The organism is Cylindrospermum stagnale PCC 7417 (assembly GCF_000317535.1).
GTDB lineage: Bacteria > Cyanobacteriota > Cyanobacteriia > Cyanobacteriales > Nostocaceae > Cylindrospermum > Cylindrospermum stagnale.
In genome coordinates this window covers 630766-655338 of sequence record NC_019757.1, presented here as the reverse complement: position 1 = coordinate 655338, position 24573 = coordinate 630766, and the positions used below count along the sequence as shown (strand labels likewise).

The following is a 24573-nucleotide window of genomic DNA, read 5'->3' as shown; positions in this document are numbered from 1 at the left end:
AATGCAACCTACAAAAACACAACGTTCTATCTATCGTCTTTACCATTTCAGTTCTGCTATTCAACATAGGCTAAAAAAACGAGTTACTGTTTCTGGTGCAGTTATTTCTTGGTTAACTGCTGCTGCTATTCTGGCCGGAGATAGCAACCAAAGTATGACTTATCAGATATTTACTTTTTTGTTATCTATTCTCATCATAGGTATAGTCTACACTCTGTTTTTTCGCTACCGCTTTAGTGCAACTCGTAATTTACCCAGATATGCAACTGTGGGGGTGAAACTAAACTACCGAGTTTTGATTCACAACAAAAGTGACAAAATTCAAAAAGGATTAAAACTATTTGAAAATTTTGCTGACCCCCGTCCCACTTTTCAAGAATTTATAGAAACGCCTGAACCTGAAGAAGAGAAACGTAGTAATCTTGATAGAAAATCAGGATCTTACCGCTGGCTATGGCTAGTTTCTCGGAAGCAATGCGCTACAGCGAAACCAACAGAATTACCCCCGCTTGCACCTAACAGCAAAACCGAAGTAATTTGTGAAATTACACCCACTCATAGAGGTGTCGTCCGGCTGGTTGGAATGACGGTGACGCGACCAGATCCTTTTGGTCTTTTTAATGCTTCTACAACTATTTCTTTATCCCAATCTTTGTTAATTCTACCAAAGCTATATAAACTACCACCAATTGAACTTCCTGGTTTAAAGAGATATCAATCTGGTGGAGTGGCTTTAGCTTCATCTGTGGGAGATGCAGAAGAATTTCGGTCTTTGCGAGAATATCGTCCTGGGGACTCACTGCGAAAAATTCATTGGAAAAGTTGGGCAAAAGTCGGTAAGCCAATTGTCAAAGAAGAACAAGATGAATTTTTTATCAGACACGCATTGATTTTAGATACATTTCAAAGCGTGAAGTATAGCGAGATTCTCGAAGAAGCTATATCAATAGCAGCTTCATTAGCTTATGAAGTTCAAACCCAAGAATCTTTATTAGACTTGATGTTTGTGGGTAATGAAGCTTATTCTTTTACATTTGGTAGAGGACTAAGTCATACTGAAAAAATGCTAGAAATCCTCGCTTCTGTAGTTGCTTGTCGGGATAAATATTTTGATTCACTTATTCCAGTAGTGATTGAGAGAGTTTCTCTTTTAAGTGGGTGTATTTGCATATTTCTCTCTTGGGATGAGGAGAGACAAAAATTAGTCGATTATCTCAAGAGAATGGGTATCCATACCTTAGTATTAATTCTTCTAGACAAAAAAGACAATCTAGATAAATTTAATTTTATCCAAGATGAATTCACAACTTTTCATACCTTAAAATTGGGGACAATACAGGAGCGATTAATGAAGTTATGAAAACACCTCCTTTTCTCCTTGGTGCTGCTTTAATATTTTGGGGTTTGCAGACGGGATTATGGATTTTTGCTCTACTGATGGCTGTAATTCTGGAAGGCTCGCGCTTCATTCATTTGCGGTGGGATTTCTCTAGTGATGATTTCCGGCGCATTGCTAATCTGTGTTTGATGCTCCTGGTCTCTTTATTAGTTTATATTCTCATTACTCAAGGCACACTTTATTTCATATATACTCTTTTAGAGCTACTGCCATTTGCATTTTTCCCTCTTTTAGCTGTTCAGGCATATTCTGTCAATGAAACTATTGATATTCGTACACTTTTTTTGAAAAATATAACTACAAAAGAGAAATCGACCAGATTTACTATTAATTTAACTTATCCATATTTTGCTCTTTGTATTTTTTCTGCTGGAAACGCCAATACTCAGAACATTTCTTTTTATATCGGAATGTTTTTACTTTCATCGGTTGCTTTTTGGTTTCTGCGGTCTAAAAGATTTTCGCCTATTCTTTGGTTATGTCTAATCCTGCTTGCCGGAATAATTGGATTCATCGGACAGATAGGGGTGGCTCAACTTCAAATGAAGTTTGAAGAAAGTGTTGTAGCATGGTTAAGCAATGGCGTCGGACAAGAGATAGATGCTTTCAAGAAACAAACAAGTATGGGAGCAATCGGCACTTTAAAACAGTCTAACGATATTGTCTTCAGGGTCAGTGCTGAGACTCAACAAGCTTTGCCTTTACTGCTAAGAGAAGCAACTTATAATAAATACAAATCTTCTACTTGGTTGGCATTGAAACCTCAATTTAGGACTGTTAAACCGCAAGGCAATGGTAAGACTTGGAATTTAGGCGATAAACCAGCAAATAGTTCTACACTCACTGTTTCTACTACACTTAATCGCGGTAAAGGTTTATTAAGGCTGGTAGATGGTACATTCCAAATTGATGAATTACAAGTTAGCCAAATGGAAAAGAGTAAATATGGTACGGTAAAAGTAGAAGGGAAAGTTAATGATATCGTTTACCAACTCAATTTTAATAATACTCTTTCTTTGGATAGCGCACCGACAGAAGATGATTTGCAAATCCCCCCCAAAGAACGAACAGCAATAAATCAAACTATCAGTAAACTTGATATTCAAACTAAATCACCTCAAGAAATCTTAAAGCGTGTAGACAGCTTTTTTCAAAAGAATTTTCGTTATTCTCTCAAGCTGACAGGTAAAAACCATTCTTCAACACTTTTATCAACATTTTTACTACAAAATCGCTCTGGACACTGTGAATATTTTGCCACTGCAACTACACTTATTTTGCGGGCATTAGGCATCCCCACCCGTTATGCTGTGGGATATTCAGTGCATGAATTTAGCAACTTAGAAAAGCAATATATTGTCCGCAGTCGTCACGCCCATGCTTGGACAATGGTATATTTAGATAATAGATGGCAAGCCTTTGACACCACACCTGCTGATTGGACAGGTATTGAGGATGCGACTGCTTCTAAATGGTCATTCATCTCTGATTTATGGTCATTTTTGGGTTTCAGACTTTCAAGCTGGTTAGGAAATGTCAGAGGTAGCAGTCTATTTAAGTATGCTTGGTGGCTTGTGTTGCCGTTTATCTTGATTGTGATGCGGAGGTTGGTTCCCCAAAAAGGGGTGCGCCGTGTATCTACGAAACAGATATTGCTGAAACCAAGTAACAAATTTGATCCAACTAGAAAAAATTCTGAATTTTATGCGATTGAGAAGGCTTTAAACGAGTTGGGATTTATACGTAACCATTCAGAGTCTTTAAAGCACTGGATTCAAAGGCTAAAAGAGGAATTATCTTCATCCCAAGTTGACGATTTGACATCGCTGATTGAGCTTCATTATCGCGATCGCTTCGATCCCGCAGGAATCAAAGAGACTGAACGAGCCAAATTCAAGTCTGCTGTTCAATCATGGCTCGATAAATACAGTCATCCTCAATAAGCCTTCAGATCATCCCCCGATGCAAGCAGTCAAAGCCAGTGTGCTGCGATGCCGGATTGACTTCTAGGGGGGAAAAATCACGCCTTTGCAAGATTGTCGAGTTCCATTACCCTAATCAGGGAGCGATCGCGTTACGATCTTGTCAAACTTCCTTCTAGGAAAAGTCCTATTACAACATTTTCCGGCTAAAATAGTATATCTGTTCTACTCAACCTCCCAACGCAAAAATCCTTAAATCCTATATTTTAGAGGCACGAATGGCTATCAACACCGACACTACTGGCAAGCAAAAAGCGCTGACAATGGTACTCACCCAGATTGAGCGCAGCTTCGGTAAAGGAGCAATCATGCGTCTAGGAGATGCTACCCGGATGCGGGTAGAGACAATTTCCAGTGGGGCGCTCACCTTGGATTTAGCATTGGGTGGCGGTTTACCCAAAGGACGGGTGATTGAGATCTATGGCCCGGAAAGTTCCGGGAAAACAACAGTAGCCCTCCATGCGATCGCCGAAGTGCAAAAAGAAGGCGGTATAGCAGCCTTTGTTGATGCTGAACATGCCCTCGATCCGACCTACGCTGCCGCCTTAGGTGTAGATATTGAAAACTTGCTAGTTTCCCAACCTGACACCGGCGAATCGGCTTTAGAAATAGTCGATCAACTCGTTCGCTCCGCCGCAGTTGACATTGTAGTCATTGACTCAGTGGCAGCACTAGTTCCCCGCGCCGAAATAGAAGGCGATATGGGTGATATTCACGTTGGTCTGCAAGCCCGGTTGATGAGCCAAGCTTTGCGTAAAATTACGGGCAACATTGGTAAATCTGGTTGCACAGTAATTTTCATCAACCAGTTACGGCAAAAAATCGGCGTAACCTACGGTAGCCCAGAAACCACAACTGGCGGTAATGCCTTAAAATTTTATGCCTCGGTGCGCCTAGACATTCGCCGGATTCAAACCTTGAAAAAAGGTACAGAGGAATTTGGTAACCGCGTCAAAGTGAAGGTAGCAAAAAATAAAGTAGCGCCGCCTTTCAGAATCGCCGAATTTGACATTATTTTTGGCAAAGGAGTTTCTACTTTGGGTTGTATTGTTGACCTAGGAGAAGAAACTGGCGTCTTAGTCCGCAAAGGCGCTTGGTACAGTTACAACGGCGATAATATCTCCCAAGGTAGAGACAACGCCATCAAGTACCTAGAAGAAAAGCCAGAATTTGCCGAACAAATTAAGCAGCAGGTGCGTGAAAAGCTAGACAAGGGGGCTATTGTGTCTGCTAACTCCGTCACCAAGGTCAGCGAAGAAGAAGAGGAAGAAGAAGCCGATTTAGATGAAGAATAGGACTAAGCTGACGCATCTCCGGACTGTGTGAGCATCGCTTCCCTCATTTCCCCAAAAAGTCCGGGGATTTTTTAGACATTGTGCAAAACCAGTTCACCGACAAATCCCAGAATAAGTAAAATATACAAGTAATATCTAGACACAATCATCGGAAAAATCAACAATTCTTTCCTGTTATCAGGATTTGTTTGTATATAAAAATACATAATTTACCGAAGAAACTACTATTTCAGTCGATTCATCTGAAGATTAAACTCCCAGAGTTTTAGAGCTAGATAACGCTTCTTAGCAATACATCCTCTCGATTTGTGTTAGAATGTCTTGAGATGATTAAATTCGGCTGTACGGTTTGTTGCTATTTACACTCGTATTACAGACATCTCCGGATCTAAATCTCTACACTCTCGGTTTCTGGAGATTTTTTTTATGTCAATTTACGTCGGTAACTTATCTTATGAGGTTAGAGAAGAAGACCTTAAGCAGGTCTTTGCGGAATATGGAACTGTCAAGAAAGTTCAACTACCTATCGACCGGGAAACGGGTCGTGTTAGAGGTTTTGGCTTTGTAGAAATGGACTCAGACGCGGAAGAAGAAGCAGCAATTGCTGCCCTTGACAACGCTGAATGGATGGGTCGTAGCTTAAAAGTTAACAAAGCTAAACCTAAGACAGACGGCGGCGGCGGTGGCGGCGGTAGACGCGGAGGTGATGGTGGTGGTGGATACTCTCGACGCTACTAAAGTTTAAAACCAAGAATTTAACTCTAAGGTCTTAAGGGCAGACAAAGAGTCTGCCTTTTTTAGCGATTTGCTTGACTGGATTGCTTACAACTAAATAGCTACTAATTTAAGTCAATTTAGCAGGAGAGAGAATGACCCAAATAATTGTCGGCGAAAATGAAGGAATTGAATCAGCCCTACGTCGATTTAAGCGACAAGTCTCCAAGGCTGGGATTTTTCCAGATATGAGAAAGAACCGTCACTTTGAAACACCTCTGGAAAAACGCAAGCGCAAAGCAGTCGCCAAGCACAAGCAGAGTAAGAGACGTTTCCGGAATTAAGATTTACTGTCTTTGATAAAGGCATGGGATTGTTTTCTTAACAGGTGTAGCAACCGTGACCCCAGAAGCCAAACACATTGTTAGCGAACTAAGGAGTGAGTTCTACTCTCTCTTTGCTGCTGCTATGAATATGCCAGTGATCATCAGCGGTACATCCTACAGTAGTAATTCCCCTATTGCGTCTTGGATGGATGATAGGCAGCGGCTGAACTATGTAAACATATACGCTTACATAGCACCAGACGAATTTATCCCATTGCGGCCTTTTATTCTTCGACTGGCTATTAATAAGAGCGCTCTTCAAGTCATGATGGTGAAAAAGGGGCAAGAATCTCGAGGTCTTAATCTGTTATGGGACTTCGAGTTAACTGTGTTGCCAAGAGAAATATTAGACTTTCTTCCGTGGGTAGTTAACTTAGTTGAGGCTCATGGCAAAGGTTCACCCTTGTTGCTACAGTCACCACCCCATCCATTTGAATTAAAAGTGCCAGCCGTTGGGTTATGCAATGACGCATGGACTGAGAAAGCTTGGCTCCTGACGCAAAGGTGCGGTTCGTGTGAATGCCCCTCGGTTCAAGCCCCAGGGGATGAAACACGACCCACATTACTCTAACCCCCGTCTAGAGGCATCATCAAAGGAGAAAGTACAGGTGCAGTTATTTGGTTCAACTCCAGATGATTTCATGCCCTTTGGCGAAACCAGTTAAACAATACTTGGTAGCAATAGACCTGAACCGATTTTAGAGTGAAGCTTTGTGGCTACCTGCATTTAGATATAATTACTACTTAAAAGATTAGTTATGACTTAGGAAGCAATTTTTTGTGCTTGATACAGCTTCCTAAATTTAAGCTTCACAAAAAATGTGTAAATATACAAACGCTGTTGCTTTCTTGAATATGATCTTTGCTAAGTTTGTAGAAGCGACAAAGCTCAATTATCTTCCTGAAACAACAACACCCAATCTCTTATTAACTGAGTGATTTCCTCTTCTTGCTAATTTCGTACAGGGTTGCACTGATTCAGAGCTTAACACTCGTATTATGCTAAACAATCAGTTACATTGCCCCCTTGACTACTACTTTGAGGAAATATCAGCCTTGGAGTTGGGTGTTATTGTTAGTTGACAAGACAGATATTGAAACAGCGTCTTTACCTCTTAACTTAATTTAATTTTGGACTTTGGCTGTTGAATCTGCCAGAGAAGCTTTACAGCTTCTATTAAAAATTTATCACTATAACAATGTGAAGTAACTTGTTTTGCAACTAAACTTTACTTTTAAGCTGGTGAATATACATGATTACACTTGTGGTACTTAACAATGCTTAATGTGTTAAGTAGTCTATGTCTATCAATCAATACTATTTTATTTAATGGGATTACTGAATCAGGAAATGAAGCTAAGGAAAGTACATTGAAAATTGCCTAAGTCTTCTTGCATTAATCAACTCTGATAGTTTGACAGCAGGCATTGCTTAAATTTCTTTAACTTGGCGAAAAGATTCTGCTTTCAGACTCTATTTTTTCATACCACTAAACAGCAATTTTGCTGAAAGAGTTACCTTTATTTGCAATCCGTTTTCAACCCGTCACAATAGCGAGGTTCAAATAATCATAGGATGTTTTTATTTAACTGATACTCATGCCTATTTAGGCATTTACACTATTTTTTTGATGTTTGGCACTCTAATTGTTTGTCTAACTAGTAGGAATTTTGCTTTAATGATGATCTTTGCTCATTCAAACAAAAAAATCCGCAAATTTACCATAGGTAATCTTAGGTATTTGATTTTATTCTGGGTGTTTACGTAAGAATAAACTGGAGAATAGTGCGCGCATGGCTGAAGCTTGTCAATAAGGCTCTTGAGTTGAAAAAATGGCCAGGACTCCCCAAGGAAAACTGGCTGGATAAATGGGCAGTTTATTCCAGAAGGTTAATTCCTGGGAGAATAGCCTGGCTATCCCCGCACAGATTGACAAAAAAAAAGTTCATTGAGCAGCTTTTCCCAGAGATGGGGGCTGAAAGCCAGGACTTATTTGGAGCATTATTCTTGCAGACAAGACCCAAAGACATGAGAATTTGAGGAAGAGCCATGCCCGGAAATGAGCGGGAAAAAATACGCCACCTATTCGTCCTCCAAGACCAGCAAGGGCAGCGAACTATCCCCCTACTAGAGGCTACGTACTCTCTTGGGCGGGATACTAGGAACGCTATTGTGCTCCATTCCCGGTCTGTATCGAGGCAGCATGCGATTTTATTGCGGGTAACTGTTCCAGATACCGAGCAATATGCTTTCCGGATTATTGATGGCAACTTCAAGGGCAAAAAAAGTACTAATGGCTTAATTGTTAATGGTACTAAATGCTTTTCCCATGACCTCCAGCATGGAGACATGATTTCCTTCGGCAATCATCAAGCTCAGGCTAAATACTATGCTATTTCCAACTTGTCAGAACAAGCATTTTCCGAATCTTGTGAAGTTGAAGATATTTCTAGCTTTCTGTTGGCACAAGCCAATCCTGCTAATCCTTTTGAAACCCTGATTTTCCGCGATTCCAACTTGGAAGGAGCTAGTGAGGGCGCTCTCGCTCGCCTCGCATCTTTTCCTGAACTCATCCCTAATCCAATCATCGAGATGGATTTAGAGGGAACAGTGACATATCTCAATCCAGCTGCGGCTCTGAAGTTTCCCAAACTCAGGAAAATTGGCAAGCATCACCCCATTCTGGCAGAACTTTTGAGTGCGGTTCAGAATCAAGAGGGAAATTCTTTTGTGCGGGAGGTAGAAGTTAACGGAGAGATTTTTGAACAATCCGTTCACTACCTTCCTGAGAGTGATTTAATTAGAACCTTTATAGTAAGGGATATTACGGAGCAAAAGCAAGCCGAGGCAGAACTGCGCCAACGCGATCGCTTGTTACAGGCAGTTGCTGAAGCCGCCAATTATTTACTGGCGGAAATGAACTACGAGACAGCCATTAACAAAGCATTGGCAGCCCTAGGGGAAGCAGCCGGAGTTGATCGAGTCTATCTCTTCCAAAATCATCCCCATTTGGTTACGGGAGAAATGGCGGTCAGCCTGCGGTTTGAATGGACGCACTCCGATGTTGAAGCTTCTTACTATCACTGGCAGAATCAGTCTTATCAAACTTCTGGACTAGGGCGCTGGTGGACTGCCCTCTCTAGCGGCCAGTCTATTAGTGGACTCACCCAAGAATTTCCCGCCGCCGAACAAGAACTCCTGACCAGAAACGGCATTCAATCCCTCCTGCTAGTGCCCCTCCGCTTAGAAGAAGAGTTTTGGGGTTACCTTGGCTTGGCAGACTGTAACTCAGAGCGTTATTGGTCAAGGCACGAAGAATCCACCCTTTTAACTATGGCTGCTAGTATCAGTGGCGCTCGGCAACGTCAGATAGTCGAGGAAAAGATTCGCTATCAGGCTCTTCATGATCTGCTCACTGGATTGCCCAATCGCTTGCTATTTAATGAAATACTGGCCTTAGCTTTGCCCAGCGCGGCACAGAATCAGGAAAGTTTAGCTGTCATGTTCCTCGATCTGGATCGCTTCAAGATCATTAACGATACCTTGGGGCACACACTAGGAGACAAATTGTTACAAAGCGTAGCCCAAAGATTGAGAGATTCCCTCCGACCTAGGGACACTGTCGCCCGTTGGGGGGGTGATGAATTCACCATCCTCTTGCCCGGAATTACTCAGAGCCAAGAGGTCGCTCAGGTAGCTCAGAGAATCTTACAAGCCTTAGAAAATGCCTTCCATCTTCAGGGACATGAACTTTATGTAAGTGCCAGCCTCGGCATCGCGCTGCTTGATGAAAACAGTCCTGATACCGAAACTCTCATCCAGCACGCGGATGCTGCTTTGTATTATGCCAAAGACGAGGGAAGGAATAACTACCAATTCTACAGCGTCTCCCTCAATGCTAAGACTCCCGAACTCTTGAGTTTAGAGAGGAGCCTGCGCCATGCCTTAGAACGGGAAGAATTAACAGTGTACTACCAGCCTCGGGTCAACATCACTACAGGAAAAATAGCAGGTCTGGAGGCTTTGTTGCGCTGGCATCACCCCGAGATGGGAATAGTCGCCCCCAATGTCTTCATTCCCCTAGCTGAGGAAAGTGGATTAATTGTCCCTATTGGCGAATGGGTACTACGGAAAGCCTGTAGTCAGAATAAAGCCTGGCAAGAGGCGGGATTGCCTCCCCTAACTATCGCCGTCAATCTTTCTCTCAAGCAGTTCCGCCAACCCCAACTGGTAGAGATGGTAGCTAATATTTTAGTAGAGACAGGACTAGAGGCGCACTTTTTAGAGTTAGAGATTACGGAAACGATCGCTGTTGAAGATATCGACTTTACCAAAACTGTGCTCAATAATTTGGAGCAGATGGGGGTATACCTCTCCATTGATGACTTTGGTACAGGTCATTCTTCTCTTTCCCGCCTACAAATGTTACCACTCCACAGCCTGAAGATCGATAGCTCTTTCATCCGAGAATTGGCGACAAATCCCAAAGTAGGGCATATTATCCAGGCTATAGTTACTTTAGGACGGAGTTTGGGTTTACGGCTGACTGCTGAAGGAGTAGAAAAGCCAGAGGAACTGGAGTTCTTGAAATCTATTGATTGCGACGATGTCCAAGGGTTCCTATTCTATCAACCGCTTTCAGCCCAAAAAGCCACAGAAATCCTCCACATCAACTCTGCACATCCATGTCCACTTTCTTTTTCCTAGCAAGAAAAGGCTAATTAACCTACATAATTCTGTCTTACAGAAAACGCGTCTACAGTCCTGAGAAGGATTTTAACTGCATTAATTTTGACTACGATCAGCAACGACTGATGAGACAAAAAGCAAGATGAATGCAGAGATAACCGCAATCTGGGACAAGGTGCAGGCAATGATTAACGGCTTCATGATGTTGTTGCCCAATATCATCCTGGCCTTGATTGTCTTTACGCTCTTTGTTGTAGTTGGTAGAGCAATTAAGCGATTAGTCAAGCGCTTGACCCGCCATCACCGTTATGCTCGCAATCTGGGAATGGTGTTGGGAAGGTTAGCACAGGGCATAACAATTTTGGTAGGTCTGTTTGTCTCTCTGTCTATTGTGATTCCCTCGCTCAAAGCAGGCGATTTAGTACAACTTCTAGGAATCAGTGGGGTAGCGATTGGTTTTGCTTTTCGCGATATTCTGCAAAATTTTTTAGCAGGTATTTTAATTTTGCTGACGGAACCGTTTCAAATTGATGACCAAATTATTTTTAAGGGCTTTGAGGGTACGGTAGAGAATATTCAGACAAGAGCCACGACTATCAGAACTTATGATGGTCGCCGGATTGTCATTCCCAATTCTGAACTTTTTACTAATTCGGTGACGGTGAACACTGCTTTTGACAATCGCCGCCTAGAATATGATATCGGCGTTGGCTATGGTGATGACATTGACTGGACGAAGCAGTTAATGCTGGAAGCGATGCATAGTGTAGATGTTGTTTTAAATGATCCGGCTCCTGATGTGCTGGTGATGGAACTTGCGGAAAGTACTGTCAATATCCGCATCCGGTGGTGGATTAAACCGCCACGCCGGATAGATGCTCTTGAATCGCGGGATCAGGTAATCTCTGCAATTAAGCAAAAGCTGTATGTGGAAAATGGGATCGATTTGCCTTATCCCACCAGACAAATTTTATTCCATGATCAAACTGAAGAGACTGATGGCGATCGCTCTCGTCAACGTGAAGGCTGGCCTAAAGGTAAAAGTGAAGTTCCCAAACCGCGCAGCATTAGCGGTTCACTTCAGCGTTTGGCGCTTTCTCCAAAATGGCAACAGCAAGGTAGATGCTCACCGAGATCACAATCAATCATGAAAAATGTTAACTTGAGCCAGTTTAGTCATGAGTGAGTAGCTCATTACCCGTTACCAATTAACAATTGACTCTCGATTGTGATTGTGTAGCACATCCGTTATCATGCAAGCTGTTTAGCCTATTAGTAGAGTTGTTTCAAGGAGAGGGGATGAAAACATGAAGGTTTGGCTGGCCTGCTTTTTGGTACTGTTTGCCTTGGCGGAACTATTTGACTGGGTGGAAGGCTTTACTCTACCTTTGCCCATCTATATTTTGGGAGGGGCATTTTTAGCTGTTGCTTCTAACTACGATAAAATTATTGGCTCTTACTTCAGTGATCCAACTAGCGAAATATCACCCGAACCACTCCAGTTAGATTCATCAACTCAATCTAGCCGCTCGATTTCTTTCACAATTGCCCGTCCTGTTGAGGATGTTCAACAATCGGAAATAGAGTAAATGTAACACACTCTCACTTAAATCTAGTGTGTTACTATGATTTTCTCATATTGGCATCAGCAAAATAACGTTTACATGTTATGTCAAATTATAATTCATACCATAAAGGAAACCAGTATGAAAGAATACATGACTCTGAAATTGCCTATTTCTCACAAAAAAAGACCTAGAACTCAATCTATGGCAGCGTACAAATTTGTAAAGAAGTACGTTATCAACAAACAACTTAATTAAAAGTTTATCCGATGCATTTTTGAGAATATGCTTGTACTTGTGCTTCATAATTAATATTTATTAAAATCTTTAGCGAATCCCATCTATGATCCTTGTTGTTAGAATTTAGGTTTTTTGGGAATCACTAATTATTACATAAATTGCCAATATTTAAGTAAAAACTCTATTAGTATTATTCTCTAATTGAATAAAAAAACTAAAATAACAAGTACATCGTTTTATCTATTTACTGATAAAAATGAGGCGTATTTCCGATCTTGGAAAAGGATCTAGGTTTTTTGTTACAAAAGTTATTAAATAAAAATCTAAGTTTTGTAGCGTTTAAACAAAATGCTATCTTTACAACAAAAATATGAGATTATTGCATCGCAACACAGTTGTTCAACAGTTAGCAACTGCAATAAGGATTATATTTTTGTTAATATTATCCAAAAAAATAAATTTGGGTAACTTTTAAGACAGAAATAAGTATCAAAAATTACGGAATCTATTTAAGTAGCACAAAATTGTTGGTGCTTAGGGACAAAAACAAGTGTTCAAGAAAGTTGTGATGATTGGGGTTTTGACCCTATTACTGCTGGGAGTACCGCTGACGGGCAATGCTTTTGCCCAAGCAGCAGCAGCGACTCCGCCTGCTGCCGATACTGGAGATACAGCATTTATGCTGATTTCATCGGCGCTGGTGTTGCTGATGACGCCAGGGTTAGCCTTTTTTTATGGTGGATTTGTGCGATCGCGCAACGTTCTGAACACGTTGATGATGAGCTTCGTACTCATGGCGATTGTGGGAGTCACCTGGATTCTCTGGGGCTATAGCTTTTCCTTTGCACCAGGTAACCCGATATTTGGTGGGTTAGATTGGTTGTTTGGCAATGTGGGGTTAGAAACTCAGGGCTACCTACCGCATATGCCTTACGAGGATGCACTCATTGCCACAGATCCCAAATATGCTGATTTAACGTCATATGCCGGGACAATTCCGCACCAGGCATTCATGATCTATCAAGCCATGTTTGCGATTATCACCCCGGCTTTAATTTCTGGGGCGATCGCCGAACGGATCAGTTTCCGGGCCTATTGCTTGTTTGTGCTACTGTGGTCAACCTTTATCTACACCCCCCTAGCTCACATGGTATGGGCTAAAGGTGGATTCTTGGGTTTAGCTGGCGGTTTGGGTGCCCTCGACTTTGCGGGGGGTACAGTCGTGCATATTAGTTCTGGTGTTTCTGCCCTCGTAGCGGCGATCGTCCTCGGTCCTCGGAAAACCCATCCTGATCGCCTGAGTCCACCGCACAATGTACCCTTCATTTTGCTGGGTGCTGGCTTACTCTGGTTCGGTTGGTTCGGCTTTAATGCTGGCAGTGCCTTATCTGCAAGCACTGTAGCCACAGTAGCCTTTGTTGCTACCAATACAGCAGCGGCTGCTGGTACTTTAATGTGGCTGATTTTGGAAGGAGTTTTACGCGGTAAACCCACCGCTGTGGGTGCAGCTACAGGTGCTGTAGCTGGTTTGGTGGGCATCACCCCAGCCGCCGGATTTGTCACACCCCTATCAGCGATTTTAATTGGTTTCATCACCTCCTTTGTGTGCTTTTATGCGGTGAGTTTCAAGCACAAGCTGCAAGTTGACGATGCCTTAGATACCTTTCCTGTGCATGGGGTCGGCGGCACTGTGGGGGCTATTTTAACCGCCATCTTTGCGACGACAGCAGTCAATTCAGGTGGGAAAGATGGGGTGTTGCGTGGTAATTACAGTGAAATCCTCGTTGAACTAGTTGCGATCGCCATTGCCTATATCGTCGCTGCTGCTGGTACTTGGATCATTCTGAAAATTATCGATGCTACAGTCGGTCTGCGAGTCAAGGAGGAAGCCGAACTCCAAGGCATGGATATCAACGAACACGGGGAAGAAGGTTACAACTCCGAGTTTGGCGATCGCATTAATGTTTCCTAATAGATATTGGGATTTAGGAGCACTAGCGATCTAAAATCTGATTCAAACAATCGGTAAAATTCGCTAGTCGTGTCCAATCCTGCAAAAACCTTTCCTATCTGGGGATTTTTCTCGCTGGTTACCAACAGCATACTTATGTTGGCGGTCATCCTGCTGATTTGGCAACAGCAGAGATTGACCGCTTTTTTTGGCACAACAGCATCCCCAAATCAAGTCAACCTAAATAATTCAACCGCAGCCGCTACACCGGCGTTAGGCACCCGTCACAAACTTAATTACCAGCAATGGGTAGATATCCTGAAGCAAGAAGCCAAAGTAGCAGCTGATAAGCCTCCTGAGCACTTAACCATACTGGCCGGAGATTCACTGAGTTTGTGGTTTCCATCTAAGTTATTACCTGAAGACAGAAATTGGCTCAATCAGGCAATTTCTGGTGAAACCAGCAATGGACTATTGCAAAGATTAAATCTATTTGACAGCACCCAGCCAGAAGTAATTTTGGTGATGATCGGTATTAATGATCTGATTCGGGGGGTGAGCGATGATGCAATCTTAGACGATCAGCGGCGAATTATCAGTTATCTACGCAAGATGCATCCCCAAGCACGAATCGTGATTCAGTCGATTTTGCCACATGGGGGAGAGGAAGCAACTTGGGAAGGACGAGCCAAATTACTAGCTATACCCAATAATCGGATTCGCCAGTTGAATGAGCAACTGCAAAGCATAGCTACTAGAAAAAATGTCACATATCTTGACTTACATCCCCTGTTCACTAACCAGTTCGGAAATCTCCGCCAAGAATTTACTACCGATGGCTTGCACCTGAGTCCCCAAGGCTATATAGTCTGGCGTACCGCATTGCAAATCTATGGACAGACGGAGTTCAACCCCAGCTTCAGGAAAAGCCGAAGGGGTAAAGTAGAATCAGTTTTCCCCACCTAGATCGATTTTGCCCGCTAAATAGCGTCTTAGGGGGAGAAAATAAGAAATAGTAATTTTAGTTGTCAAACCAAATGGATACAAAAGCTTTTAAGCGTAGCCTCCAGCATTCAGAAAATTACAATCGTAAGGGATTTGGTCATCAAGCAGAAGTCGCTACTCAGTTGCAGTCTGAGTATCAAAGCGACTTGATTCAGGAAATTCGCGATCGCAACTACATCCTGCAACGAGGTGATGTTACCATCCGACTAGCTCAAGCCTTTGGTTTTTGCTGGGGTGTAGAACGTGCAGTGGCTATGGCCTATGAAACCCGTCAGCACTTCCCCTCAGAACGCATCTGGATTACTAACGAAATTATTCACAATCCTTCTGTAAATCAGCGAATGCAGGAGATGGAAGTAGAATTTATCCCCGTTGATGCTCATAAAAAAGACTTTTCTGTTGTCACCACCGGCGATGTCGTCATCTTACCTGCCTTTGGAGCCAGCGTCCAAGAAATGCAGATTCTTCACGATAAAGGCTGCAAAATTGTGGATACAACTTGTCCTTGGGTTTCTAAAGTTTGGAATACAGTAGAAAAGCACAAAAAAGTCGATTACACTTCCATTATTCACGGTAAATATAAGCACGAAGAAACTGTCGCCACCAGTTCCTTTGCTGGTAAATATCTGATAGTGCTGAATTTGTCAGAAGCAGAATATGTTGCTAACTATATTCTCAATGGTGGTAACCGTGAGGAGTTTTTAGCAAAATTTCCTAAAGCTTGTTCCGCTGGATTTGATCCAGATCAAGATTTAGAAAGAGTGGGGATTGCTAACCAAACCACCATGCTTAAAGGTGAAACTGAGCAAATTGGCAAGCTGTTTGAGCGGACAATGATGCAGAAGTATGGACCCACAGAATTAAATCAGCATTTCCAAAGCTTCAACACCATCTGTGACGCCACCCAAGAACGACAAGATGCCATTTTGGATTTAGTGCAACAAAATCTAGATTTAATGGTAGTAATTGGGGGCTTTAATTCATCAAATACCACTCAATTGCAACAGATTGCTTTTGATAGAGGCATTCCTTCCTATCATATTGATGTTGTTGAGCGAATTAAATCAGGTAATGCTATCGAACATCGGCAGTTAAAAGGAGACTTGGTAATTACAGAAAACTGGTTACCTGCTGGAAATATTACAGTAGGAATTACTTCTGGTGCTTCAACACCAGATAAGGTAGTAGAAGATGTGATTGAGAAGATTTTTGTATTGAAAGCGATCGCAACTATCGTTTAAGCAGCAATTCACCCCTTTTTACTAGCTAAGAGGATGTTTGAAAAGTTGTTTGTGATAAATATAACACTCGTAGATCCCCCTAAATCCACGCCAGTCGCTTATGGGGAGCCACTGCGTTGGGCGGCTCCGCCGACTTGTTCGCGCAGCGTCTCCCCTTGGGAGAAGCATGTGGCGTGGAGACCCCCTTTCCCCGCGCTGGCTCCCCGAACGGGGGACTTTAAGAGTTTATTGCCCCCCCTTTTTAAGGGGGGTTGGGGGGATCTCGATCAATTTTGATACTTTTCAAACATCCTCTAAGAGGGGTGCGAAGTTTTCACTTAATTATTAGAAAAAAAATAGCCAAAGTCAATTTTAGGGAAATAAAACTAAAGATGCACTATGAGATTTACACAGATAATAAATAATCAGTCTTTATCCAATATTTTTGATAGCAATCTATTAACTATATTTAATGAATTTATATTTCCCCATTATGATCTAGCAAAGCATATAGGCGTTGAGCATCGCGGATAGCATGACCTTCAGGGTCATTATTAAAGTGGATATATACATCAATATTCTGGGCTAAAAACGAGAGAATATGTTCAGCCCAAATAGCTAACTCTTCATCACTATAACCTGTGCCCCATTGCCCACTATGCATTCGGATATAAGTCCAATCAGCAGTTAGGTAAATATCTAGTGGTATTGTTGGTTTGACAGGTAGGCACAGAGCTACACCTGCACGCTCTAATAGTTTGTAAACTTGTGGAGTTAACCAGCTAGAATGACGAAATTCAAATGTAAATTTTTGCTGTGGATAGGTTGGGAGTAATTCTAAAAATAGCTCTAAACGCTGAATATTAATCTGCCAAGTATGCGGTAACTGAAAAAGAATTGGTCCTAGCTTTTCTTGTAACCCAGATGCTCGCTCCATCAGCCGAGATAACGGTTCAATCGGGTCTTTTAACTTCTTCATGTGGGTAAGGTAACGGCTACCTTTGACAGCAAAAATAAAATTTCCTGGTGTTTGAGATCGCCAACTTGTAAAAACCGACTGCTCTGGCAAGCGATAGAAAGAAAAGTTAATCTCAACGGTTGAAAAGTGCTGGGCATAAAATGACAGTTTTTGGTTGTTAGGCAAAACCGCTGGATAAAATATTTCCATCCAGTGCCGATAAATCCAACCACTTGTACCAATTTGCAGCATTGCCGAATGCAATTATATTTTGAGTGTAACTCCTACAGGTGTAATCGCTACCTCAGCTTTTCTATCCAATAATTATGATCATTATTCATTTTTTTTCTCTTGAGTTAATCTTCCTGACGAAATAAGCCGATTAACTTGTAATTATTGTATTACAAGCTAATAATTAGCTGAGAGATCATCTCTTTCTACTCCCTGGGACTGTTTTTCTAGAAAATTCTCTGTGGCAAATCTTCTACCAGAAAGTAGAAATATCCTTCCTATTACATACCAGAACGGTTTTCTACTATACCTTATGGTCGGGTTTTTTAGTTTATTTGTCACATTAATTTTTAATTCAGAAGACACTCTTTTGGTAGAAGATAAACTATCAATAAATGTTTATTGTGGTGAATGTAATTAAGTTAGAAATACTTTCCAAAAGCCTATTTTATCAAAAAATTAGGCACGATGGGTCTGAGGATAAAAGAATGAAATTTCAAATTGAATGTAACAAACTCCCAAATTCCCAAAGTTGCTTAACATGTCGCCAGCAGTTTCAAATGAAAGAAGCGAGATTAATTATCTGTGACGATCAAGGTGAGATATATGGCGATGTTTGTCCTGAGTGCATAGCTAGAGGTGCTACTTGGATTGGTAACCGCCTCCAACAATCGAACCATAAACTGAGCGTCTAAAATTGAGATAGAGAGCGCTGAGTGAAAACAAAGAAATTTTCATTCAGAATGATATTCTATGATTTTTTGACTTTGGTAATAAATATGCTCCGCCTCACTAAAAGCATCAATTTTTCTCTTTTTATCTGAATAAAGACGCTTTTTGGCTATTTTGCTGGATGAGTTTCAGCCAGATTTGCTACCACATTAGTTTAGTCCAAATTTCAGTAACAAGCTCATAAACCCGCGTCACAAATACTTTGGAGGCGGGTTTTCAATTGCGATCGCTAAAATTTTTACTAATATTTTTGACAACTAACCCTGTAAAGATTAGCTCTAAGTATGCCATAATGGCAAGAGTCACTCAATTTTAAATTTTAGATTTCTTCCCGCTCCCATATCTAAAATTGTCGGTTCGGCAACGCTTTCAGGAGAAGGATTATGTACTCCCACCAGCTGTTAAAGCCGGATGGCCGTCAACTGACCTTATACAGCAGATTGCCGATCGCCGAAAATATCATCGCCACCAGTCATTGTCATCAGCCAGTGCAGACAAATCCCCATCTGCGCTGGCATCCGTTGCGCGGTGAATGGGTGGCTTACGCGAGTCAGGATCAAAAGTATCACCCCCTCAGACCCACCGCAGAAAAGCCATTCTCTACCGAACTCCCCCCAGGCAAATATGACATAGCAGTGTTTGATCAGCGGTTTCCACCGCTGACACTATTTGCACAAAATCCCCCTGAGTGTATTGTGGAAACGGTGCCTGCCAATGGAGCCTGTGAAATTGTAGTTTTTACTCAAAACGAACACGCTTCTTTGAGTTCTCTGGAACTAGATCACCTGGATTTGCTGTTGCAAGTGTGGGGCGATCGCACTCGTGTATTAGGAGCGAATCAGCAAATTCAGTACGTGCTACCATTTGAAAATCAAGATTTAGAAGTGGATGCGGCTTTGCACCAACCCTACGGGCAAATTTACGCTTATCCATTTATCCCACCGGTTCCCGCACGGATGTTAGAAATGCAGCGGCGGTTTTACCAGGAACATCACCAAAGTTTGCTGGCAGATTTGATTCAAAAGGAGATTGTTGCCCAAGAGCGGATTATTTATCAAGATGAAGATGCGATCGCCTTTGTGCCAGTATGCGCTCGTTACCCCTATGAAGTTTGGATTGCCCCCATTCAGCCAGTAAGTCACCTGTTTGGGTTGAATCTACAGCAACGTCAGGGACTAGCCAAAGCCTTAAAAACAGTCACCCTCAAATATCACGGTTTAGGCAATCGTCCATTGCCTTACTCGATGGCTTGGTTTCAAGCACCAACTGACGGCAAAGCTTATCCTCAAGTCCATCTACACGCCGAGTTTTATCCAGCAGACCAAACCACAGGCAGCGCATTAGCTGGGGGGATGTTTACTAACGACACTTTGCCAGAGGAGAAGGCAAAGGAATTACAAGCTGTGATTGTGGATATTGAAATCAATTTCAGCCCACATGGAGCAGGTTAGTTGAAGTTGAAACCTAAAAACCCAAAAAGTTTTTAGGTTTCAACTTCGGGGTTTTCAGCCAACATTCTTATAAGAACTTGCGGGTGTGCCGTAAACAGTGATGGTTGCTATTATCCGTAAATCTCCAATTCCATTGTTCAACAGTGACCAGAATACTTGGTCGCTAGCTTGGTGTATTGTTACGCAAGCTGCGACCAAGGGCAAACTAAACGGAAAGAGCCAAGATTAGTCAATGAGTCCACGAGTGGGAATTTGCCTATCGATATCTGCTTGAGATAACTGGGGAAGTAACCAGTTGCTCTCACCCGTCTTGAAGACTTTGGCAGGTTCAACATTCAATTCAATCACACCAGTTGCTGGATTAGTTCTAGCAACAGACTGTGTGCCATCAACGAAATTAACGGCGATTGGTTCAGTCAGCTCTTGTGGTTGAGCATTCGGACTCAGAACTACCTGAGAACCTGCGGGTAAGTAGATGCCATCGCAATCCCAATCATCATCCGTGATTTTTCCAGCCCCCAAGAAGTAGAGTTGAGTTAGAGATTTTTTCGGTTTATTGGCATAGACAGCCAACGTCTTTCCAGTTTCATTGCGGCACTGCGCCCGCTTATTTGCAGTTTCGATAACATTTTTCTGAAACTGCAATTGTGCCAGCCGCTGCTGAAATTGCTCTGGTGTATAGCCAGCTTGCTCAGGCGTATCCTTGGCTTGTAGAAGTTCATTGAGTGCCTGAGTTACCTCAGCATAGTCGGCCCCTTTGGTGAAATCCTTGCTTGCCCAAGAAGGTTGAGCAATCACCAAGTTCACGAGCAGTACGAGAGCGACAAAAACAATTTTGAGAAACGGCATATTTTTCTTCTTGATTTGAAATTACGGTTTGTTTCAACAAAAAACGTGATGAAAAAGTTGGAAGTTGCTTAATACTTTAGTAAGTATGAAGGCAGAATGATCGCCAGACTAATAGTTTTCTACAGAACTCAGGGTGACTTCTCTCGGTTTATTAGCTTAGGCAAACTGGATGTAACTGTGCATTTCACTGCATTTGTTATGACTTTATTTTAGACAAGTTGATTCAATAAAAGCAAATAGTCCTTGTTGTTAATTTCATAAATAAAAGTGATTGATTTTTAGCTAATCTCTAAAGCTAGAAAATATATGGTTCATGTCATTACGACTAGAACATGATAGGGCGCGAATTGGGAATATTCTTGAAGGGTTTGCCCAGTAGGCAATTTTGCTGCTTACATAGATATGTACTTGGATACCGACTCTTTAACCTTGTATTAATTCTCCAGCCTATTTCGATTCACCCAACGATTGATAAATTCGTTGTTGCGTTTAGACACCTTAATTTGTACTTGCTTGGAGCCTAACTTAACTATCTCGGCGGGAATTCTTTGGACATCGACAGAATCTCCGCGAGGCTTGTAGAGCCAAATAACTTTTTGACCTACTTGAAAATAGTCATAATTACTAACTAAGGAAGGAGGTGTTTCTGCCCAAGAAGGGCAAGCGACTACTAAGTTGATTAAAAATACTAAGACCACTAGAGAAATTGGGAAAACTTTCATTTTTTTTTAACCGATTACAAACTTTGAGTTTTGAATTTTGAATTTTGAATTGTTTTGCTGAGTCCGATCAAACACAGGCAGCTAACCGCTAAGGTAATTGGAGTCAACGAGGCACTGTCTAGGACAATAAAGGCACCTAAACCTATCAACACAAAGGGAACAAAACCGTTGCCGTAGCGGGTTAGCAGATTGTATATTGCAGGTTGGCAAGTCAGCTTGTACGTCACATAGCACCAAACCCCAACAAGTAACAAGAAGACTGCAATAATCACCAGTAAACTAGGGAGAGTAGTATTGGCAAACAAGGGCATATAAATACCTACATTGTCACTACCATTGGCGATGGTAATAGCTGCGACACTATAGCTTTGAGGAGACAAAAAACTACCGAAAGATGAAGGATGAGATAACTCTGTTTCCGACTCCGTATTTGTCTCTGAATCGCTTTCAGGATTCAGTAATCGGTTTAGCCCAACGGCGATGGGTACTAGACCCAAAAGACCAATCAATTGGGATGGTAAGACTAAGCCCCCTAGAAAACCAACCAAACTGGCAATCACCAAAGTACTGAAGCCTAGATACTGACCAATCACAATGTGCCGACGGCGGAAAGTTGCATTCACTTGGGAGAATAACAGCGTCAGAATGACCAAATCATCAATATTTGTGGCTGTAAAAGCTGTGATTCCTGTGGAAATTGTAGTAACGAGTCCGTTCATTTCTATTTCTCCTAAATCTTCACACCGGCGGTTGTCTACGTTAGTATCGGCCTATGTCTGCACATGTCTGGGAAACTGCTACTTGGTCAAGTGTGGAGGTGTAGCATCCCGAATTCAACTGGTAGGCTGTGTCTGAGGGGGATTCAATGGCAAATGTGTCATTTCACTCTGAGAACCCTGTTGAATAACAGCAAATATTCTTTTTGGTAAAAACTCTCAATGGATAGTTTAGATTAATAGTGCCAGATTCTCAGAGTTTTACTCACAAAAACATTGAGTAAAGTCGCATTCAGACTTTCAGGCTTTTAGGATGATGCAAAAAGCGGTTTTGGCACACTCTTAACGGCGGACGAATTTATCAAAAACTTTGTGATCGTCGCCAATTGGTTGCTCAACATTGAGGTTTTTGTTAGCAACAAATGTTTTGGGGAATTGAGCGCCAGTTTGAATATAAAGTCCTGGCAATACACTCACTTTCATCTCTTTAATCTCTTTGGCAGCAGGTACTAAACTTACTTTAAGCTCATTGAGAACTCGCTGTTGTTCTTTAACTATTTGAGTCAGTTCTGTTAGCTGTTGCGAATGCAAGTCATCCAATTTTTCATGGAGGAGTTCAATATTTTGTCCGGCTCTCAAATTCACTTGATGGTCAATTTCGGCGTTTCTCCGGTCAGTATCAGACTGGCGGTTTTGACTCATCAAAACAACTGGGGCGGTGTAGGCCGTTGATTGTTGTAGTTCTATAACATTGGGTTTGTTTGCGGGATTCATGTTGCACCTTCTAAGCGTTATTTCAATCTGTGTTTTGCCTGATGAATTTCAATGTATGCTGACCAAAAGATAAGAGCAAATACTCTTTGTTTTCAAAAGGATAACTAGAAGTGATTGTTAGTCCAGATTTATCCTCAAAGCATTGCCAAATATGACTTGCACCATGAAATAGCCAAATCATCCAGATTGTTGCTTCTAGGTAAGCCGTTTAGTTTGCCCCTGGTTGCAGCTTCCGTAACACTGCCTCAACGGCGATCGCTAGTTTGGTGGAAAAAATCATGGCTTATCATGAGAGATAGGCTCACGCCTACTCTAGGGCTGGATGCTTTACTGTAGAAGGTTTTATCCCAATGTCGTTCAAGCCATCAAACGCAGAGATAAAAAATAAGGGACTGGGGAAAAATCTTCTTCATCCCCATCCCCAATTACCAATTTCTAATTACCCACCACCAACAATCCACCACCAATCCCCAACCACCAACCACTGTCTTGGTGATGAATCATTGCATGACTGAAAAACACAATTGTAGAGACAAGGGTGAGTGCTCAACTCACCCCAGAGCATTACTTACTTGGTAGTACTTTCAGCAGTCTTACCAACCAGCATTGCAGCATTTTCTTCACTTTCCAAAATACCGAATTCAATCAACAAGTCTTCCAACTCTTCCATTTCAATAGGTGTAGGAATAGCTAGATTCTTGTTGTTGATGATCTTCGTCGCTAATGTCCGATATTCATTAGCTTGAGTGCTATCCGGTGCGTACTCGTTCACGGTCATCCGGCGCAATTCAGCGTGTTGCACTATGTTGTCGCGAGGTACATAGTGAATCATTTGGGTGTTCAAGCGTTTTGCCAGGGTTTCGATCAATTCGATTTCCCGGTCAACGTTACGGCTGTTACAAATCAAACCACCTAAGCGCACACCACCAGTGTGAGCATATTTCAGAACACCGCGAGCAATATTGTTCGCGGCATACATCGCCATCATTTCACCAGATGTCACGATGTAGATTTCTTGTGCCTTCCCTTCACGAATCGGCATGGCGAAACCACCGCAAACTACGTCACCTAATACGTCATAGGATACGAAATCAACGTCTGTGTATGCACCGTTTTCTTCCAAGAAGTTGATGGCGGTGATAATACCACGACCAGCACAACCTACACCTGGTTCTGGACCACCAGATTCTACGCAACGTACGTCCCGAAAGCCAGTGAGCATCACTTCATGGAGTTCTATATCTTCCACAGCACCACGTTCAGCAGCTAATTGAAGAACGCTTGTTTGAGCCTTGCTGTGCAGCATCAAACGGGTAGAGTCAGCTTTAGGATCGCAACCGACAATCAGAATGCGTTGACCCATTTCTGCCATAGCAGCTAGGGTGTTTTGAGAGGTGGTAGATTTACCAATACCGCCCTTACCGTAGAAAGCTATTTGTCTAATCTTGTCGTCAGTCATGGTTCGTGTTTTCCTAAAATTCTTGTGTTGGTGGGACTGAGTGTATATGTGAGGCGTTCACCCTTGGTGGAAGTGCCACCGGAGGTGCTCGCATCGCCCCAAAAATCGCTAAAATCCAGAACATATTCAAGTGTTAGTTAGGGTTCATTCATCATTGGTCATTAGTTATTAGCCAGTACAAATAACTGATAACTATTAACCAATAGCTCAATTAATTCGATTGCCAAGTTATAG

The 24573-nt window shown here is 42.1% G+C and carries 21 protein-coding genes; 15 read left to right on the top strand and 6 right to left on the bottom strand.

Translation table 11 applies throughout. The features are described 5' to 3' along the window. Position 1: 1 nt before the first annotated feature. The 13 genes from CYLST_RS02770 to CYLST_RS02710 all read left to right on the top strand — a co-directional run bounded on the left by CYLST_RS02770 (position 2) and on the right by CYLST_RS02710 (position 16468). The gene (locus CYLST_RS02770) at positions 2–1360 is read left to right on the top strand and encodes a DUF58 domain-containing protein (RefSeq protein WP_015206178.1); all 1359 of its coding nucleotides are present in this window, start codon (positions 2–4) and stop codon (positions 1358–1360) included. Further along, positions 1357–3342: a transglutaminase-like domain-containing protein gene (locus CYLST_RS02765; RefSeq protein ID WP_015206177.1), complete on the top strand. Its 1986-nt coding sequence runs from the start codon at positions 1357–1359 to the stop codon at positions 3340–3342. Before CYLST_RS02770 ends, CYLST_RS02765 begins: the two co-directional genes overlap by 4 nt. Positions 3343–3599: 257 nt before the next feature. Next, positions 3600–4676 (top strand): recombinase RecA, encoded by a 1077-nt coding sequence (gene recA / locus CYLST_RS02760; RefSeq protein ID WP_015206176.1) that lies wholly within the window; start codon positions 3600–3602, stop codon positions 4674–4676. Between the two features lie 426 nt (positions 4677–5102). Further along, entirely contained in the window at positions 5103–5414 is a 312-nt protein-coding gene (locus CYLST_RS02755) for an RNA recognition motif domain-containing protein (protein WP_015206175.1), read from the top strand. Positions 5415–5545: 131 nt separating this feature from the next. Beyond that, entirely contained in the window at positions 5546–5734 is a 189-nt protein-coding gene (gene rpsU, locus CYLST_RS02750; RefSeq protein ID WP_015206174.1) for a 30S ribosomal protein S21, read from the top strand. A 55-nt stretch (positions 5735–5789) separates the two neighbouring features. After that, a complete protein-coding gene (locus CYLST_RS02745) occupies positions 5790–6347 on the top strand; it encodes a hypothetical protein (protein ID WP_015206173.1) in 558 nt (185 codons plus the stop codon). A 1215-nt stretch (positions 6348–7562) separates the two neighbouring features. Further along, on the top strand, positions 7563–7817 hold the full coding sequence (locus CYLST_RS02740) for a hypothetical protein (protein WP_041232931.1): 255 nt from the start codon (positions 7563–7565) through the stop codon (positions 7815–7817). Between the two features lie 9 nt (positions 7818–7826). Further along, the gene (locus CYLST_RS02735) at positions 7827–10484 is read left to right on the top strand and encodes an EAL domain-containing protein (protein ID WP_015206172.1); all 2658 of its coding nucleotides are present in this window, start codon (positions 7827–7829) and stop codon (positions 10482–10484) included. A gap of 124 nt (positions 10485–10608) precedes the next feature. Beyond that, entirely contained in the window at positions 10609–11652 is a 1044-nt protein-coding gene (locus CYLST_RS02730; protein WP_015206171.1) for a mechanosensitive ion channel family protein, read from the top strand. A 121-nt stretch (positions 11653–11773) separates the two neighbouring features. After that, a complete protein-coding gene (locus tag CYLST_RS02725) occupies positions 11774–12055 on the top strand; it encodes a hypothetical protein (RefSeq protein ID WP_015206170.1) in 282 nt (93 codons plus the stop codon). A 784-nt stretch (positions 12056–12839) separates the two neighbouring features. Further along, a complete protein-coding gene (locus tag CYLST_RS02720) occupies positions 12840–14243 on the top strand; it encodes an ammonium transporter (protein ID WP_041232930.1) in 1404 nt (467 codons plus the stop codon). Between the two features lie 135 nt (positions 14244–14378). Then, on the top strand, positions 14379–15188 hold the full coding sequence (locus tag CYLST_RS02715; RefSeq protein ID WP_015206167.1) for an SGNH/GDSL hydrolase family protein: 810 nt from the start codon (positions 14379–14381) through the stop codon (positions 15186–15188). Between the two features lie 71 nt (positions 15189–15259). After that, complete coding sequence (locus CYLST_RS02710) at positions 15260–16468, top strand: 4-hydroxy-3-methylbut-2-enyl diphosphate reductase (protein ID WP_015206166.1); 1209 nt, start codon at positions 15260–15262, stop codon at positions 16466–16468. Positions 16469–16925: 457 nt separating this feature from the next. Here the strand turns inward: CYLST_RS02710 and CYLST_RS02700 are convergent, their stop codons facing one another. Further along, positions 16926–17657, bottom strand: a complete 732-nt coding sequence (locus tag CYLST_RS02700) for a DUF72 domain-containing protein (RefSeq protein WP_015206165.1) — start codon at positions 17655–17657, stop codon at positions 16926–16928. A 539-nt stretch (positions 17658–18196) separates the two neighbouring features. Between CYLST_RS02700 and CYLST_RS36315 the strand changes: the two genes are divergently transcribed. After that, positions 18197–18331 carry a hypothetical protein gene (locus CYLST_RS36315; RefSeq protein ID WP_281172805.1) on the top strand — a complete coding sequence of 45 codons (135 nt, stop codon included), beginning with the start codon at positions 18197–18199 and terminating at the stop codon, positions 18329–18331. 420 nt (positions 18332–18751) lie between these two features. Then, on the top strand, positions 18752–19819 hold the full coding sequence (gene galT / locus CYLST_RS02690; protein WP_015206163.1) for a galactose-1-phosphate uridylyltransferase: 1068 nt from the start codon (positions 18752–18754) through the stop codon (positions 19817–19819). A gap of 225 nt (positions 19820–20044) precedes the next feature. Here the strand turns inward: galT and CYLST_RS02685 are convergent, their stop codons facing one another. The 5 genes from CYLST_RS02685 to nifH all read right to left on the bottom strand — a co-directional run bounded on the left by CYLST_RS02685 (position 20045) and on the right by nifH (position 24339). Then, positions 20045–20668: a hypothetical protein gene (locus tag CYLST_RS02685; protein ID WP_015206162.1), complete on the bottom strand. Its 624-nt coding sequence runs from the start codon at positions 20666–20668 to the stop codon at positions 20045–20047. Between the two features lie 434 nt (positions 20669–21102). Beyond that, positions 21103–21390: a hypothetical protein gene (locus CYLST_RS02680; protein WP_015206161.1), complete on the bottom strand. Its 288-nt coding sequence runs from the start codon at positions 21388–21390 to the stop codon at positions 21103–21105. Between the two features lie 14 nt (positions 21391–21404). Continuing rightward, positions 21405–22109: a cadmium resistance transporter gene (locus CYLST_RS02675; protein WP_015206160.1), complete on the bottom strand. Its 705-nt coding sequence runs from the start codon at positions 22107–22109 to the stop codon at positions 21405–21407. A gap of 339 nt (positions 22110–22448) precedes the next feature. Beyond that, positions 22449–22880 (bottom strand): DUF1003 domain-containing protein, encoded by a 432-nt coding sequence (locus CYLST_RS02670; RefSeq protein WP_041232928.1) that lies wholly within the window; start codon positions 22878–22880, stop codon positions 22449–22451. A gap of 568 nt (positions 22881–23448) precedes the next feature. Continuing rightward, complete coding sequence (gene nifH / locus CYLST_RS02665; RefSeq protein ID WP_015206159.1) at positions 23449–24339, bottom strand: nitrogenase iron protein; 891 nt, start codon at positions 24337–24339, stop codon at positions 23449–23451. Positions 24340–24573: the final 234 nt, after the last annotated feature.

Coding starts and splice junctions, on each gene's coding strand:
- CYLST_RS02770 (WP_015206178.1), top strand. CDS start 2: ATGCAACCTACAAAAACACAACGTTCTATCTATCGTCTTTACCATTTC.
- CYLST_RS02765 (WP_015206177.1), top strand. CDS start 1,357: ATGAAAACACCTCCTTTTCTCCTTGGTGCTGCTTTAATATTTTGGGGT.
- recA (WP_015206176.1), top strand. CDS start 3,600: ATGGCTATCAACACCGACACTACTGGCAAGCAAAAAGCGCTGACAATG.
- CYLST_RS02755 (WP_015206175.1), top strand. CDS start 5,103: ATGTCAATTTACGTCGGTAACTTATCTTATGAGGTTAGAGAAGAAGAC.
- rpsU (WP_015206174.1), top strand. CDS start 5,546: ATGACCCAAATAATTGTCGGCGAAAATGAAGGAATTGAATCAGCCCTA.
- CYLST_RS02735 (WP_015206172.1), top strand. CDS start 7,827: ATGCCCGGAAATGAGCGGGAAAAAATACGCCACCTATTCGTCCTCCAA.
- CYLST_RS02730 (WP_015206171.1), top strand. CDS start 10,609: ATGAATGCAGAGATAACCGCAATCTGGGACAAGGTGCAGGCAATGATT.
- CYLST_RS02725 (WP_015206170.1), top strand. CDS start 11,774: ATGAAGGTTTGGCTGGCCTGCTTTTTGGTACTGTTTGCCTTGGCGGAA.
- CYLST_RS02720 (WP_041232930.1), top strand. CDS start 12,840: ATGATTGGGGTTTTGACCCTATTACTGCTGGGAGTACCGCTGACGGGC.
- CYLST_RS02715 (WP_015206167.1), top strand. CDS start 14,379: ATGTTGGCGGTCATCCTGCTGATTTGGCAACAGCAGAGATTGACCGCT.
- CYLST_RS02710 (WP_015206166.1), top strand. CDS start 15,260: ATGGATACAAAAGCTTTTAAGCGTAGCCTCCAGCATTCAGAAAATTAC.
- CYLST_RS02700 (WP_015206165.1), bottom strand. CDS start 17,657: ATGCTGCAAATTGGTACAAGTGGTTGGATTTATCGGCACTGGATGGAA.
- CYLST_RS36315 (WP_281172805.1), top strand. CDS start 18,197: ATGAAAGAAGCGAGATTAATTATCTGTGACGATCAAGGTGAGATATAT.
- galT (WP_015206163.1), top strand. CDS start 18,752: ATGTACTCCCACCAGCTGTTAAAGCCGGATGGCCGTCAACTGACCTTA.
- CYLST_RS02685 (WP_015206162.1), bottom strand. CDS start 20,668: ATGCCGTTTCTCAAAATTGTTTTTGTCGCTCTCGTACTGCTCGTGAAC.
- CYLST_RS02680 (WP_015206161.1), bottom strand. CDS start 21,390: ATGAAAGTTTTCCCAATTTCTCTAGTGGTCTTAGTATTTTTAATCAAC.
- CYLST_RS02675 (WP_015206160.1), bottom strand. CDS start 22,109: ATGAACGGACTCGTTACTACAATTTCCACAGGAATCACAGCTTTTACA.
- CYLST_RS02670 (WP_041232928.1), bottom strand. CDS start 22,880: ATGAATCCCGCAAACAAACCCAATGTTATAGAACTACAACAATCAACG.
- nifH (WP_015206159.1), bottom strand. CDS start 24,339: ATGACTGACGACAAGATTAGACAAATAGCTTTCTACGGTAAGGGCGGT.